The organism is Stieleria sp. JC731 (assembly GCF_020966635.1).
In the GTDB taxonomy this organism is placed as follows: domain Bacteria; phylum Planctomycetota; class Planctomycetia; order Pirellulales; family Pirellulaceae; genus Stieleria.
This window is the reverse complement of the sequence record NZ_JAJKFQ010000011.1, coordinates 926,511-940,520: the sequence shown is the minus strand read 5'-3', so window position 1 is coordinate 940,520 and position 14,010 is coordinate 926,511. Positions and strand designations below refer to the sequence as shown.

The following is a 14,010-nucleotide window of genomic DNA, read 5'->3' as shown; positions in this document are numbered from 1 at the left end:
TGGGGACGAAGCTATGTTTCGCAGATGCTCGGGACCGACATATTGATCCCTCCGTGGACCGTTGTTCAAGACCGCTTTCCATCGCTGAGCACAAGGTCATGACTTTCGGTCCACGTCGGTGGCTCGCATTTTTCAGCCAGCTTGCGTATGACTGATTCTGGCACCGCATCATGCCTCGATCGGTTTTGCCGAAGTATTTCACTGAATGGTGGCTCAAGGTAAACCGTCTCGATACGAGCGTTGTAGTCGGCGAACAAGTCAGTCCAACGGCCACGCGTCAGTCGCATCGTATTGGTTGCGTTGAATGCGAATGAAGTTTTGGAACGCAAGAATTCGCGACAGAGTTCCTTCGCTCGCTGAGCCACTTTGCCTTGATTGTCCCTTGGATCAATCCCAAGCTCCGTTCGGATCTTGTCCAGTGAAACGATCGGCAAGTTTGCGTAATTTCTGGAGAGCCAAGTGTCCTTGCCACTACCCGGTAAACCGGCCATCAACGTCACGGTGCATGAGAAGTCTTCGTGTGGAACATAGTGAAGATTTGGCTCGGACTGACGGAAAAAGGTGAAGCGAGCATGGTCCGTCTCGAATCGATAGGGCTCGTCATAGCACCCTGCTTCTTCAGCGGTGAGTTTCCAATAGTGAAGGTTCTCTTCGGGACGAGTCATCGAGTCGGTGTCTCGTCCGCGAGTGTCTGCCAACGCAAACAGATACAGCAATCGATTGTTGACCAACCATGAAAGCCGCACGACTTCATGAGTCGGTTCATCGCGTTCCAGCAGAAACGCGGGTCGTCCGTGGAAACGCACCAGTCGAGCAATCTCTTCGCGAGTCGTCAGGTCGCAACCCAGTTCACGCAAAATCGACCGGGCGACGTGCTCGCCTTTGACGGCGTGTTTCGGAGAACGAACACGTCCCGTCTCCGGATCGGTTTCACTCGTCAATGGTTTGGCAACATCGTGGAACAATGCCGTGAAGATCAGCACGGTTTGATCATGTGCCGACAGTGATGACCACTCATCAAGTCCGAACAGTTGCCGCAGCACCATCTTGGTATGAGTCCAGACGTCTCCTTCGGAATGCCACTGAGCATCCTGGGCGCAGTTCGACATCGCCTGACACCACGACTGGGATTCGGCCCACGCCGTGATCTCTTCAAGCGATGACTGATGTAGTTGTTCCCAGTTCATGACCAAATATCCACATTGTCCGCAATCGCATTTGGCACCATTGGCTGATGTTGCCAGTGCGTGCTTTGCTTGATCTTTTCGACAAATTCAGGACGAACAAACTTCGCCCGACCGTTGACGACGCCACTTGCCTCGGTCCGCAGATACAGACCTTCCATGAGATCGTCAGGCCGACTTGTAATCGGGTTATCAAAGTGGCTTTTGAACTGCGATGGTCCGATCAAATCCTCGAGACCACTTCGGCTCACCGCGCCCATGTGGACGACAGGAACCGTCTGAATGCCCGCACCTTCGAGCAACGACATTCGACGCGTCAGATCGAGGAATGCCTCTTGCTGCTTGTCGTAGATATCGAACTCGTAGAAGTAGTGCGACAGCTTACGATAGTGGATCGAATGCCTCGCATACACCCATTCCCCGAACATGATAAATCGGTTCGTCAGCCTATCTTCCAATACATTCCGTTTGACGATCGCCCATTGCTTGAACAAGTCGTACTGAGGATGCATCCCTTCGGTGATCAGATGCCCTCTGCATTGCAGTACGATGTCACCTGAATCCGAGAAGTGGATGCCGACGTTTGTCCCGTCAATCTTCTCCTCCACAATAAGCGACTCATCAGCGATGAACCGCTTCGACTCTGCTTCGCCAAGATGCTTGTCGTCATCGGTCCCCTTGGACCCGAACAAATGTGGCGTGCGGGGGTACTTGGTGAAATCACCATGAGACGCACCCATTGTTAGACTCCCATTGTTTGGGGATAGAGAACTCTGATTGCCGTTTAGAAATTACGCTGATGACACCGGCATGCCGAATAGGTTCGCCCACACGCCCGTTAGCTGGACAACTAGCTATCCAAATCCAGATGGCTTGCACTCTGCCTGATGCGCCTGGTTCACGAAGCAAGAGCTTGGTCCTAAGAGCAATCGCCACCGGCAAAGCAAATGAAAGGGACCAAGTTTTGGAAGAAGCTCCTAACCCGTTGAGTGGACTCTGAATTTTCGCGCCAAGATTCTGTTTCCCAGCTGCCCATGGCCATAGTGAAAGAAAACGCCGCAAGATGTCTGAACAACTTGCGGCATTTGGATTTTTCAAAAGCAGTCGGGGCGACGCGATTTGAAGGTGTCGCCAACCCATTTCTGGCACGAAAGAAACCGTCGAAAACGCCGTGATTTACCGTGTTTTTCGCGGCAAGCCTCTGCACCCCTCAGTTCTTGCACCCTTTTTCACAGAAATTTGTCAGGTCAGAGGCAGCTATGGCCGCTTCTGACCCAACTGGTTGCCAAAACCTAGTCCGGTTCTTTGATGCGTGTCGCGCGATCTGCTTCTTTCGTTGCCAGCGACAAATGGTGGATCACGACGTACGGATCGAACAAGAATTTTCGTCCGACCCGAATGACTGGTAGCTCGTTGTCGCGAAGCATGGTGACAATCTTTGGCACAGAGACGTTGATTACATGCGAAAGCTCATGCCGAGTCAGCAGTCGCCTGCGTTTCGCCAAACGATCAGCAACATGGTCCGCAATGGCATTCGCAAGAGTTTCGAGTTCGAGAGGAGTCAGCCCAGCAAGAGAATTGTTCATCGTAATGATCCATTTAGAGTCAGAACGCAGGCTGCTAACCGCAGCCTGCAAGATGAGGAATAGAATGAACCACATTGGGACGACTGACACAGCGATTTCCACGCAAAACTACTTGTGATGAAGGAGGTTGACCGTTTTGGTATCTAATCCGTCAGGTCGTCGGCGAGAAACATTCCCGTTCAGTCGGACGGTGGGTTTGCAGCAGGCGATGAAAGGTCAATGCGAAATTAGCCCATCACAAATTTGGCCCGCTACAGCCCTCACTCGGGCAATTTCGTTTGCGTCGTGCCCAGTTCATTCAATCCATCCCGCGGCGTAATTGTCAGCCTCGGGCGGCCTTTCGGGAGGCATCGTCCCAAGACCTTCGCTACAATCCGACCTTGCAACGCACCTCGCTTTACAGACAAGCTGGCTCGACGGATGTAGTGCCTTCATTCGAGCCGTGTACCGTTCCCCAATCGACTCAACGATAACATGCCCATCCCCACGAAGAGACGCATAAGACGTCGTGCTTTCCATACGGTACGGTCGTTTCGCAAAGACAGTCCAATCGCCGTGGGGCGTACGGCATGAAGAAACTGACTTTTGAGTCATTAAGGAATTTCTGCTCGGAGCACGGCGTCGAGCCCCCATGTTTTTCCTTCCTTGTCCCAGACGAAGCCACCTACACCTGCTTTCACATTCAACCCGACCTACCCGTGGCTATCGACGCCACGGGGTTCAAAGCCGAAGACGACGCATCAGTCGCCAAGTTCAGACGCTTCCTCAATGAAAGCGCCTCGCGTAAGGCAGACCTCACGCTCTCTCCCGAATACAGCTGCCCCTGGCCGGCACTTGAGGGCGCGATCAAAGATGGAGCCCGACCGAAAAGGGGCGGTCTTTGGCTCCTAGGTTGTCAGTCCATTTCAAGAGATGAGGTCAGTCAACTCGAGAGCCGGATTGGATGCAAGATTCTCTACGAGAATAACGCCGTCCAGGACTCGAACAAGAACTTTGTCGATCCGCTAGCGATCAGCTTCGTCGATTCGAGCGACGAGCTCGTGGTCGTGCTTCAGTTCAAGACTCAGCCGATGGGCGTAAAGCCGATTCCCAATGAAAGGGACAACCTCGTTTGCGGAAGCCGCGCATATGCAATCACGAATAATGATGACGACTCAATCATCCTCATACCCGTGATCTGTTCGGACGCGTTGGACTTTGTCCCGCAGTCATTCCCCGGCTTCGCAACCAAGCCCATCTTAGTATGCCATCTCCAGCTGAACCCAAAACCGCGTCAGCACAATATCTCTCGCTATCGCGCTGAGACGCTTCGCGCACAGGCATCGGATAAGGAGATCATCTCGTTGAACTGGGCCGTTTCTACGCGGGCGAATTACTACGGAAAGGAAGTCCCCATCACCGACGCCCCGCACAGTGCCCTCTACACAAAGTCGACGGAACTTGATGTCAGCGATGCTCGGCTACAACACAACCACGAACGAGGCCTCTATCTCTTCCGGTGGGATGACTATCGTGCGATGGTGTACGTGGCGAGCTACGACGAACACTGCTTAGAGCTTCAACTCACTAAGCCTTTCCAAGGATTCGCCCCTGCGGAAACCTGCCTACGAACGGGTCCTGCAGTGAAGGACTTCCTAACTTGGAATGGGAAGACATGGGTCCCAGGCGGCACTCCCGACGATGGTGTCAATGCGCTCCTCAAGTCAGTGAATCTCCAGACTCGCGTCCCATATAGTTGCAACAGCTGTCAATTGACATTAGAGCGATTCGTTGCGCTTGCAACTGGAAACGTATCCAGCATCCAATGGATAGCTCCAAAGGAGCTAGAGCCCCTGGCGCTGAACGCGGGGGAAGTGTTGGTACGGACTGCGTACGCCCGAGATCCTGAGGGTAGAGCCTCATTAGACGACCGGATGTCTCGTTTGCGAGCCCTATACGATATCTTTGATGTTGCAAACGGGTTTGGGACCGGGGATCTCAAGCCGCTAGGTGGGGCCTCGTTGGACTACAAACCCGATAGGCCGCACGACAATGTTTACCACGGTCAACAGCCGAAGGGCACCGCTCTCTTCTTGGGAATGGTGGGTAACGAAGAACGTGCGATCGCTCAGCTCGATCGAGTCGTTGGCGCTGTCAGCGAAGGGTACCGGCGGTTCTTCTCGTGGTTCTACGTCGGTGCCAAATTGTCGTCTAGAGTCGTTTCGTCTTCAGCGAGAATTACAAAGACTCCTTCGCGGGTTAGTAGAATCACGAGGGCATAATGGAACTATCTGAAATCGAACGCACCCTTGGTGCCAGATTCAGCAACATTTCGCGGCTGGGCGACAATAAATCAATTTTTCGGTGCGAGCGTACGTTCGCAGACCATCCCTTATCGGTCTTCTACTTCGACGCATCCGGCACGATGGCCGGTGAGGACTTCGATCCGGGTCGATACCAAGAAAATCTCTTGGCTGAAGACTTCTATGCCAACACGGGGCCACTGCAGTGGAGCTTCTACTTAATCTTCATCCTCGAAAGGGAATTGTACGAAACTCCTGCGGTCCGCGCGGTTAGGCGCACCGTTGTCCAAGATGACCACTTCGCACGCAAATACGTCGTTCCTCAAGACGAGCTGCGAGATTTTGTCGATCGCGCACTCGATGTGGATGGAGAAATCACCACCTCCATTGGTGATGTTGTGGATGAGTGGATTAAGAAGCTCGAACCAGCGGGACTTAGCGATATCGGCAGAACCCCTCGCACGAAGCTGATCTCGCGCATCAAAGACGGAGTGCCTGCCCCCAGCGTGCGAAGCAATAGAGATGCCTCGCCGGTCGAGAGGGATACGCTACGCGGCCTCCAGTCCTTGACAATAAGTAACTATCGTCGACGACCACCTGAGAAGACCTACTCGCTCAGGCGAGTCAATCTCCTTGCAGGTCCAAATGGCAGCGGGAAAACGTCTTTCCTCGAAGCCATCGAACTCGTACTTTGTGGACGGACTGAAGCGAGCGGCGAAGAAGAGGCAACGCTTTACGTCGACACGATCGACAGCAAGAGCGAACGCTACGAGCCTGATAACGTCGCAAAGTATAGAAAGCGTGACGCGCTTTGGTTTGGTCGTTCTTATCGAAGTGGAAACGAACTCCCAAAGTCTTTCGGGAGGTATGTCTTCTTTTCGAGCGACGCCGCCTACAAACTCGCGTACGAGGAAAATGGCGAAGTCCTCAACCAGGCGTTCGCGGACTTGCTACTCGGGGGCGAAGCGACGAGGATTTTCGAACGCATTCAAGGTCTGACGAAGGCGCTAGGCAAGGAGCACCAAGAGCTGGCACGTTCGCTCGAACAGGGCCGAACGGAGCTGTCAGAGCTTGAGGCCGAGGTGCGCGGACTCGAAGCAAAAGTGTCGGAAGCCGACAACTTGGCTAAAGTTCAGCGTGCGTTGTCGGCGGATGTTGGGCTTTCCGAAAGCCTAAGTTCCTCCGATGCGCTTAACGCGCTTTCAACCGCAAAGCGGCATCTTGCGCACGCGAGACGTAGCGCCGACTGGCTCCGCTCCTTGTCTCTCAAAATCCTCACTAAAGACAAGGAGCGTCTAGAGACAGCAATCTCTGCAATTGATGGCCGCCGCAAAGCGGCTGCTAGCGCGAAAACTCTAGCTGATGAGCTTAACTCCTCACTCCAGACTTTGCGTGAGGAGGCAGAAACAGTTAAAGCTGCGGCAGAAATCCTTGCAATCTTGGCAGGCACGCCTGTTGAGCATTTGTCGGCTATGGAAACGCGGCTGCCGGAGTTAAAGGAACGCCGGGGCGGCCTGTCGCGCACTAGAGTCCGCCTGATTGCCTCCGCAGAACATACAGACCTTGGGAGGAAGAGATTAACGGAGATTGTAACAAATATCGACGAAGCCGAACGGGAGCTCGAAGGACTGAAGGAACAGGCTAGAGACATCGAACGGACCATCTCGCAGCTAGCCAAGCTCCGCCGTGCGCTTGCGAACACTGGTGCTAAGATCCTTGACCTTCTCCCTGAGGAGGAGGATTGCCCACTTTGCGGTCAATTTCACGGGCGCAAAGTCTTAGAACAAAAGATCACGGAGCAGGAGGTTAAGGCCCCAGCAGAGCGACTCCTGGCTGCAACGTCCAAGAAGATTCGCTCCTTGGAGACGGAACTCGGGACACTGCGCGATGCTCGAGACGCGGCCCGACAGGCCCTCGCGTACCTCAACGCCACGGTCAAAGCGGACGGAGTTGAAAATCTGCCTCTCAACGAGATTGCTGCCCGCCTCAACGGGGAAGTCTCGCGGTGTGACGCCGAAGTTAAGGAGCTTGACGCTGTTCTACAGAAAGCAACCGCCCTAGAGCAAAACGGTTTCGCACTTGATAATGTTGCCGAAGTATTTGATCGTCTCTCGCGCCTCATGGAAATGGAAGAGGCGGACATTGAAACCGAAAAACTCGACAAGCGTAGCGCCCGGCTATTACAGAGCATTGCCAGTATCTCGGAAGATCGCCAGAAGGCCAGTAGATCAGCGGAAGCCGCCGAAAACGCTCTACAGGAGGCAGCGTTGGATGTTTTCCCGGGGCTTCGAGAGCCCAAGAACGTCGAAGACAAGGCGATCGCTCAAATTCGTTCCATTGACGCGGCGACCGAAGAGCTCGTGGCGGCCCGACAGATTATCCGCGTTGATGATACCGATGACGCCACCACACTTGAGAACCGTGTCACAGCCCACCTAGAAGAGTTGCGTAGCGCAATCAACTTCCGCACGCAACTTGAAGAGAATTCAGCCACACTCGAAAAGTACCGTACCCAGATCGAGTCTCTCAAACTCAGGTTGCCTGCCCAAAAGGCGAAATTCAAGAGAGTTCACGAGGCTCTCGTCGCCCTCGACACACTGGAGGCTGGGTCAGGTCTCAAAGACCGACTTACTGAATTCCTTACTCGCTACAAGGCCGCAATCCTTAGGATTTTTAGCCAGATTCACCTCCCTAGTGAATTCTCAGATATCTCACTCGATGCTGGCGACGGGAACGAGATCCTCCTCACTAGAGAGGCCGATGGTGCGGTCGCAAGGTTGGATCAGATCAGCACCGGCCAGCGAGCGGCTTTGGCGATATCAGTCTTCTTGGCCCTAAACCGCTCGGTTCGCGATCGCGTTGGGATATTGATGATTGACGATCCTGTCGCCAACATTGATGACCTAAACAGTCTGGCGTTTCTTGACTATCTTCGAAATGTCGCACTCAATGGAACGCAAGTCTTTTTCGCAACAGCCGACGAGAACCTCAGTGAGCTCTTTCAAAAAAAGTTTGCACTCCTGGGTGGCGAATACTTCCAGACGATTCACTTCAGTCACTAGCTAGTGAGCGACCGTTTTCGATCGACTACCGAAGCCCTGCCCCGACCAATCTATGCTGTCGTCAACCCCAACACTCCGCCAATGGCGTTCACGCCCCGACGCGTTGAGGTAAGTCCGTATCGCTGAGTGAGGCCCGCCGTCCATTTGAACTTATGCGTTTGTTAAGAATGACAAACTGTCCTGTGCACCGAAAGTGGCTCCTAAATTGGCGAACCCGTGACTGCCGACATCGGAGCAAAGCAGGCCTAAACCAGCGGGTAAACTGCGGCATATTCCTTGATGGGATTGGTATAGCTGTTCACGGCCGCTTCGTTGCGGTCGAGGTGCCGATTTTTTGTACCCATCAAGGAGTCTTTCGATGTCGCACGTTGTGGAAATTCAGACGCAGGTTCGTGATCCGGTGGCGAACCAGCCGGCTTGCTTGCGGTTGAAGTTGCAAGAACCAACCTACGGTGCTGCAAAACTGTTTTCGGAAATGAAGACCGGTTGGATCGTCCGGCTGGAAAGTGGCGGTACGCAGTCGTTTGTGATTTGAACACCGGCAAAGTCGAATTCGACAATTTCGAGGGTCGATGGGGAGATCGAGAAAAGCTCGATCAGTTTTTACAGCTTACGCGGTTGAACGAGCAAAGATCGAAGCCCGAAAGAATGGGCGTTCGGTGACGGAGCAGCAACTTACCGATGGATCGGTCAAGCTCACCATCGATGTCGGAGGGGTGGCATGACCAAGATCATCGAAGTGATTGTGTCACCGACTGGGGACGCAAAAGTTGGAACAAAAGGCTTTGCCGGTGCTGAGTGCCGGGACGCCAGCGCGTTCATCGAAAAGGCGATTGGAACCCGGCAATGCGAAACGCTGACCGCCGAGTACCATCGTCAGCAAACGCATCAAACGAACAGGGAGCAGGCTTAGCCAATCGTCTGCTTGGCATGCTCGACCATTTCGGCAACGGTCTGTCGCAGTAATTCGTCTCTACCGAACTCCATGCCAATGCCACGGATTTTGTCGGTGACGATTTGGTTCTTTGGCAGCCGGGACTCGCCGTTGATTTGGCTGCTGCTTTCGGCAAGCTCTTTGGCGATCATTGCAACGTCGAACTCGGACACATAGCGGTCATAGCAATTGAATGCTTCACCGGTGATTCCATCTGCGGTCAGCAAGATCCCCACGGCCTTAGCCACATCGGCGGCGTGGACCTCTTTTCCACCGCGTGAACAGTCGACAGTTTCACCACGGACAATCGCGCAGACCAAGTCGTACCATTTGCTTCGCTCCACGGGGTAGGAAACGCCATAAACTCCGGTCGGCCTTATTGCGCAAATCGGATAGCCCTGCCCCAGTCCGTAGCTGTGGACGAACTTTTCAATGGCTGCCTTGTGGGCGCCGTAGTGACTCTTGGCCCAAAGCGGATGAGCTTCATCGAGTAGGCGATCGTCCAAAATCTTGTCGTGAACGGCACACGTTGAAAATGTGACGAATCGACCGGTCCCAGCAGAACGGGCGGCTTCGATCAGCTTCAACGTCCCCACGACATTCTTCTCGACGAACTCGATCACGTCGCCTTCGCCGCCAGCGAAGCCGGAACCTGGCCGGTAGAGCGCCGCATGGACCACGGCATCGCAGCCTTCGACAAGCGTCTTTGCGCTTTCAGCTTCACCAAGCCCACCTTCAATCCAGTCGAGATTCTTGATTCCGTCGAATCCGCTGGTGCCACTCGTTGGGCGATGCCAGCAACGTAGCGAGTGTCCCTGACTGGCGAGGTCTTTCGCAATGTAGCGGCCGATGAAACCGGTGGCTCCGGTGAGTGCAACTTTCATGTCATGTCCATTTGATCGTCATCGCTGACGGTGGCGTCAATCGCTTTTCTTCTACCTACCAAGGAGTGTATCAGTATGTCCTTAGCGGAACAGCTTGGTGAATACGTCGCAGCGTGCTTCATCGGCATTTGGATCACGCCACCTGAACCAACGAATCGGTCCGCGAGGGTGGAACTATCGCTTCAAACGAGTGTGGTTGGATGAGTACTTGGAAAGCTGCATCGTGGAAACGTCAACCCAAGCAAGAACGACAAAAGTTAAAACCCCCAAACCCAAGAAGCGAAAGGCGACAATCACCAACAATCCTGATTCTGGATTCCGCAAGCAGTTACTCGAAGAATGCAAATCAGGAAACCTTGGCTAGCTTTGGTTGATTGGCTGCAACGCCCTTGCAGCAGAGGCTCGTAAGTGATCGTGCCTCTTTGACAGATGCCCACAGTGTCGTTCAATCATTTGGACGCTGGTTCCAACCAACTCCGCAACCGTCGCGATATCAACTCCCCTTTCTAGACAGTCGGTGATGTAGGTGTGCCGGTATGAATAGGGCACAAGCGATGGATCGATATCCAGCTTTTCTGTCAGCCGCTTCACTCAGCATGTGATCGCGTTGACGCTAAGATCCCCAGTTCGTCCCCCGAAACAAGGGACCACTATCCCGATCATCTGTCAGCATTTTCGTGATCGTTTGCAAACGTGGGGACAAGTGAACCACTTTCGGTTTCTTTGTGTGCTTTCGCCGTTTGTGATCGGGAAGCGTCCAGGTAGTGACTTCTTTATTGACGTGTTCCACCCGAACAGACGCAACATCTTGCGGACGCCCACCGGTATAGCGGATTGCGATTAAGGCAAGCTGAAATTGCTTGTCAGCAATGCTCGCCCCGCCTCCGTTCCTGATGGCGAAAATCATTTTCTCGTGCTCACCTGATGCGACGAGTTTTTCACGTCGGCTTTGCGGCAGCTTTGTCATGTATTAGAGATTGTTGGCCGCAATTCGGCGCTGCTGCTGCCCCCAGTTAAAAACTCGCTGAATCGCAGTAATCGCGCCGCGTGTGTGCCGAATTCCCCAAAGTTGGTTTTGAATTCAACCAATCGGTGACATGCATTGCTCAATGTCCAAAATCTGCATATCTCCGTGACGTTCCAAGAATTGATCGATGTACCAGACGTAATCGGTCAGCGTTTTCACCGTCAGCGATTCATTTCGAATCTGGCGTTTTGCATCGACGATGTATTCCGACGCCAATTCACGGAAGGTTGGATTTTTTTCGTCGATCCGTTTTTCTTTCGCGTTCAGCTGGTGCCAAAGTTCCCACGCGACTTTCCTGTCAGGATCAAGACGGATTTGCTGCCCGTTGTCATTGGTCACAAACCAGCAATTGCGGCCCTTTCGGAACCAAGGCTCTTTCATAGAAGTCGTCAGTCTAGAGGTGGAAACCAAAAAGACTAACGGACACGGTTGGTCACTGCGAATTGCAGGATCGTGCCATTTTAGTGCCAGAAGCACTCAGAATTTAGTCGGGGCGACACGATTTGAACGTGCGACCACCCTTAAAAAACAATGGTTTGAGAGGTGTTTTCTGGTTTGGTGGGCAAATTCCTGGTAGTTTTGACCATGAAAAGTTGCCCACGAGACTTGCCCGAAAGCACCATGAGCAGAGAACAAATTAAACTTGGAAGACCCGAGAAGCTGCCGTCAGGAAAGGTACGCTGGAAAAAGATGTTCCGTGGACACCCATGGAAGTCGAAGGCGTTCGATCAGGATAGCCGACGAAATCGCTCGCTGGCGTGGACTGACTTCGTTGTGTGGCGGGAGACGACTCGAAAGAAAGCTGAGGATGAGCTTAACGAGCAGGATCAAAAAGACCCGCTTCGAGAATACCTCACCACTCTTCTGAAGGACGATATTGAATTCGCCGATCTGCGTGGAAATGAGAAACAGTCCAAGTGGGCAAAAGACGTTCTGGCAATTGCTCGAAAGACTGACAGTGCCGGACTGGAAGAGTTACGGGAATTACTGAAGCTGCCAGACCCAAGTGAGGAACCCGATCATCTTCTTGTCGCTCGTGAAATGATGCGAGTCGCTGTCGAGGATAAGCGGATTGAAGACCCAGAGTATCAGACGAGCAAACTTATTGAACAATGGCTTGTCTTTCGGATTTCAGATGTGAAAGCAGGTGAACTCACGGCCGGTGCGATGAACAACCAGCGGATCTCCTTGGAACGGTTTGCGAAGTTTTGTCCAAACATACTTCACGCAAATGAAATGAAGCTGATGGAATTCCGGGCGTCTCTACAAGCGAGCGAACTTGCAAAAAGTACTCAGCGAGACACCTTAATCACGACAAAAAGTTTTTTGGAATGGTGCGGCGATACCGCAAGGGTGATCGAACCGATTCGGAATCTGCGAAAACGTGGCACCGGAATCAAAGTCCCCACAAAGCGGATGATAACGATCTGGAGTGACAGTGATGTGCAGGATCTACTTGGAAACACACCTGACCGCATTCGGCTTTTCTGCCTTCTCATCCTTAACACCGGTGCCTACGAAAGCGACATCGGAACTTGGACTAAAGACGCTTTTGATCCTGTTGAGCGAACACTGACGTTCAAGCGTCATAAAGAAAAGGACGAACCAAATGTTCCGACCGTCACCTATCAGCTTTGGGATGAGACTGTTCGGCTGATCAAGGAAAATGAATCGTCGCATCCGTCTCTGCTTCTTTCGACGACGATAAATACGCCGCTGTGGCGGGACTTTCTGAACAAAGACGGACGACGATCCCGAAAAGGCATGGTCGGCAAGAACTTTCGGGATCTAAGAAAACGGCTGAAGAAAACTAACTGGGGTGCTCTCGACGATTTGCGAAAGACGGCGATCAGCAAGCTCGATAATCACGGCGAATACGCTCGATACGCTCAGTACTTTGCTGGCCACTCACCCGAAGGAACAACTGATCGTTTCTACCGGAAGCCCAGTCAGGAGCAGTTTGATGACGCCGTGATCTGGTTGGGACAACAGTTCAATCAGACGACGACGTGCTATCAGTGATAGGCATTGCTGACAGACATCAGATTCTACGAATCACACCTTCGATCATGCTTTTCTCTAACCTGTGACCAGTCATAGTCCGAATAAGCATGATCACATTGTGACCAGTCGAAATCTTTCTCTTCGTGTGTTGGTTTTGGCTTGGTCGGCTTGCTCGTCGAACGCAAGCCCTTCCGAAAGATTTCTTTCAGACTGGAACTGGCGTCGAGTTCTGTCTTGAGCAGAGATACAAGACTGAAATGGAATTGCCGAGTTGAAGCCGGGGCATCATGCTCTAGGAGCCAATCGATAACTTCAGCTTGAGGGTGCGTAGAAAGAGCGACACCGATGGCAAGTTCGAACATCTCTTTCGACTGGAAGTGGTCCAGCCATTTCTCGTATTCGTCGGCGTGGTCTTCACGAAACGCAAGTCGAATTTGTCTGCTTTGTTCTCGATCAAACATGGTGTCGATGATCGGATACATCTCGTCCAGCAAGGCTCGGTATTCCTTGGAAGCTGATCTCGATACCACACGCAGTTTGGCTGGGTAGTCGATTGCTTCTTCTCTGCTGACTGTCTTCTTTGCTGGAGTCTCCTTGTGCTGCACCGTCCGATTGTGCATCCCGTCGATCATTTTGATCAGATCAGCGACTGACTCATTTGCTGAATCATCACCTGAGCCCAACTTCGCAAAAATCTCTGTTACCTTTGCGGCGTAGAGGGCAGCTTCATCGGTCGCCCCAACAAGATCGTTGATCCACAGCTTTTCGATTGGATCGACTCCGAGGAACTGGCAGAGTGCTTTTAGCTGAGCTTCGTTCCGCTTCTCAATTCGTGTGAGTCCCTTCGACGACACCTTCCGCAGCCAGTCATACGGCAGTCCCGTTTCAGCGGCGACTTCCTTCTGCGAAAGCCCCTTGTTTTGGAGCAAGCAACGGAGGTTCTGTGCAAATATCTCGGCATTTATAGACACATTATGCAGCACAGATCCCTTGGATTTCATTTTGTGACGGAAATTGTGTCGGAAAAACGGCTCGTCCGATTGCTTC

General features: G+C 52.8%; 13 protein-coding genes. 6 read left to right on the top strand and 7 right to left on the bottom strand.

The genetic code is table 11. From position 1 onward, the window contains the following. Positions 1–65 precede the first annotated feature (65 nt). The 3 genes from LOC67_RS20385 to LOC67_RS20375 form a co-directional block, all read right to left on the bottom strand. On the bottom strand, positions 66–1,187 hold the full coding sequence (locus LOC67_RS20385) for an AAA family ATPase (protein ID WP_230264640.1): 1,122 nt from the start codon (positions 1,185–1,187) through the stop codon (positions 66–68). Beyond that, positions 1,184–1,924 (bottom strand): RNA ligase family protein, encoded by a 741-nt coding sequence (locus LOC67_RS20380; protein ID WP_230264639.1) that lies wholly within the window; start codon positions 1,922–1,924, stop codon positions 1,184–1,186. The genes LOC67_RS20385 and LOC67_RS20380 overlap by 4 nt, the downstream gene beginning before the upstream one ends. A gap of 552 nt (positions 1,925–2,476) precedes the next feature. After that, positions 2,477–2,770: an excisionase family DNA-binding protein gene (locus tag LOC67_RS20375; RefSeq protein WP_230264638.1), complete on the bottom strand. Its 294-nt coding sequence runs from the start codon at positions 2,768–2,770 to the stop codon at positions 2,477–2,479. Positions 2,771–3,339: 569 nt separating this feature from the next. Between LOC67_RS20375 and LOC67_RS20370 the strand changes: the two genes are divergently transcribed. From LOC67_RS20370 to LOC67_RS20355, 4 genes are all read left to right on the top strand, one after another. Next, complete coding sequence (locus LOC67_RS20370) at positions 3,340–5,031, top strand: hypothetical protein (RefSeq protein ID WP_230264637.1); 1,692 nt, start codon at positions 3,340–3,342, stop codon at positions 5,029–5,031. After that, a complete protein-coding gene (locus LOC67_RS20365; protein ID WP_230264636.1) occupies positions 5,031–8,114 on the top strand; it encodes an AAA family ATPase in 3,084 nt (1,027 codons plus the stop codon). Before LOC67_RS20370 ends, LOC67_RS20365 begins: the two co-directional genes overlap by 1 nt. Before the next feature lie 358 nt (positions 8,115–8,472). After that, positions 8,473–8,649 (top strand): hypothetical protein, encoded by a 177-nt coding sequence (locus LOC67_RS27650; RefSeq protein WP_315861074.1) that lies wholly within the window; start codon positions 8,473–8,475, stop codon positions 8,647–8,649. 186 nt (positions 8,650–8,835) lie between these two features. Continuing rightward, on the top strand, positions 8,836–9,027 hold the full coding sequence (locus LOC67_RS20355) for a DUF2997 domain-containing protein (protein ID WP_230264634.1): 192 nt from the start codon (positions 8,836–8,838) through the stop codon (positions 9,025–9,027). Here LOC67_RS20355 and LOC67_RS20350 read toward each other — a convergent pair. Next, positions 9,024–9,932 (bottom strand): NAD-dependent epimerase/dehydratase family protein, encoded by a 909-nt coding sequence (locus LOC67_RS20350; RefSeq protein ID WP_230264632.1) that lies wholly within the window; start codon positions 9,930–9,932, stop codon positions 9,024–9,026. The two genes, LOC67_RS20355 and LOC67_RS20350, sit on opposite strands and share 4 nt — an antisense overlap. 97 nt (positions 9,933–10,029) lie before the next feature. Here LOC67_RS20350 and LOC67_RS20345 point away from each other — a divergent pair, with 97 nt between their 5' ends. After that, positions 10,030–10,296 (top strand): hypothetical protein, encoded by a 267-nt coding sequence (locus LOC67_RS20345; RefSeq protein WP_230264630.1) that lies wholly within the window; start codon positions 10,030–10,032, stop codon positions 10,294–10,296. 249 nt (positions 10,297–10,545) lie between these two features. Here the strand turns inward: LOC67_RS20345 and LOC67_RS20340 are convergent, their stop codons facing one another. Together LOC67_RS20340 and LOC67_RS20335 are read right to left on the bottom strand one after the other, a co-directional pair. Then, the gene (locus tag LOC67_RS20340) at positions 10,546–10,899 is read right to left on the bottom strand and encodes a hypothetical protein (protein ID WP_230264629.1); all 354 of its coding nucleotides are present in this window, start codon (positions 10,897–10,899) and stop codon (positions 10,546–10,548) included. Between the two features lie 114 nt (positions 10,900–11,013). Further along, entirely contained in the window at positions 11,014–11,340 is a 327-nt protein-coding gene (locus LOC67_RS20335; protein ID WP_230264628.1) for a hypothetical protein, read from the bottom strand. Positions 11,341–11,580: 240 nt separating this feature from the next. Between LOC67_RS20335 and LOC67_RS20330 the strand changes: the two genes are divergently transcribed. Next, a complete protein-coding gene (locus tag LOC67_RS20330) occupies positions 11,581–12,981 on the top strand; it encodes a tyrosine-type recombinase/integrase (RefSeq protein ID WP_230264627.1) in 1,401 nt (466 codons plus the stop codon). Positions 12,982–13,007: 26 nt separating this feature from the next. Here the strand turns inward: LOC67_RS20330 and LOC67_RS20325 are convergent, their stop codons facing one another. Beyond that, positions 13,008–13,892, bottom strand: coding sequence for a helix-turn-helix domain-containing protein (locus tag LOC67_RS20325; RefSeq protein WP_230264626.1), 885 nt, complete (start codon positions 13,890–13,892; stop codon positions 13,008–13,010). Positions 13,893–14,010: the final 118 nt, after the last annotated feature.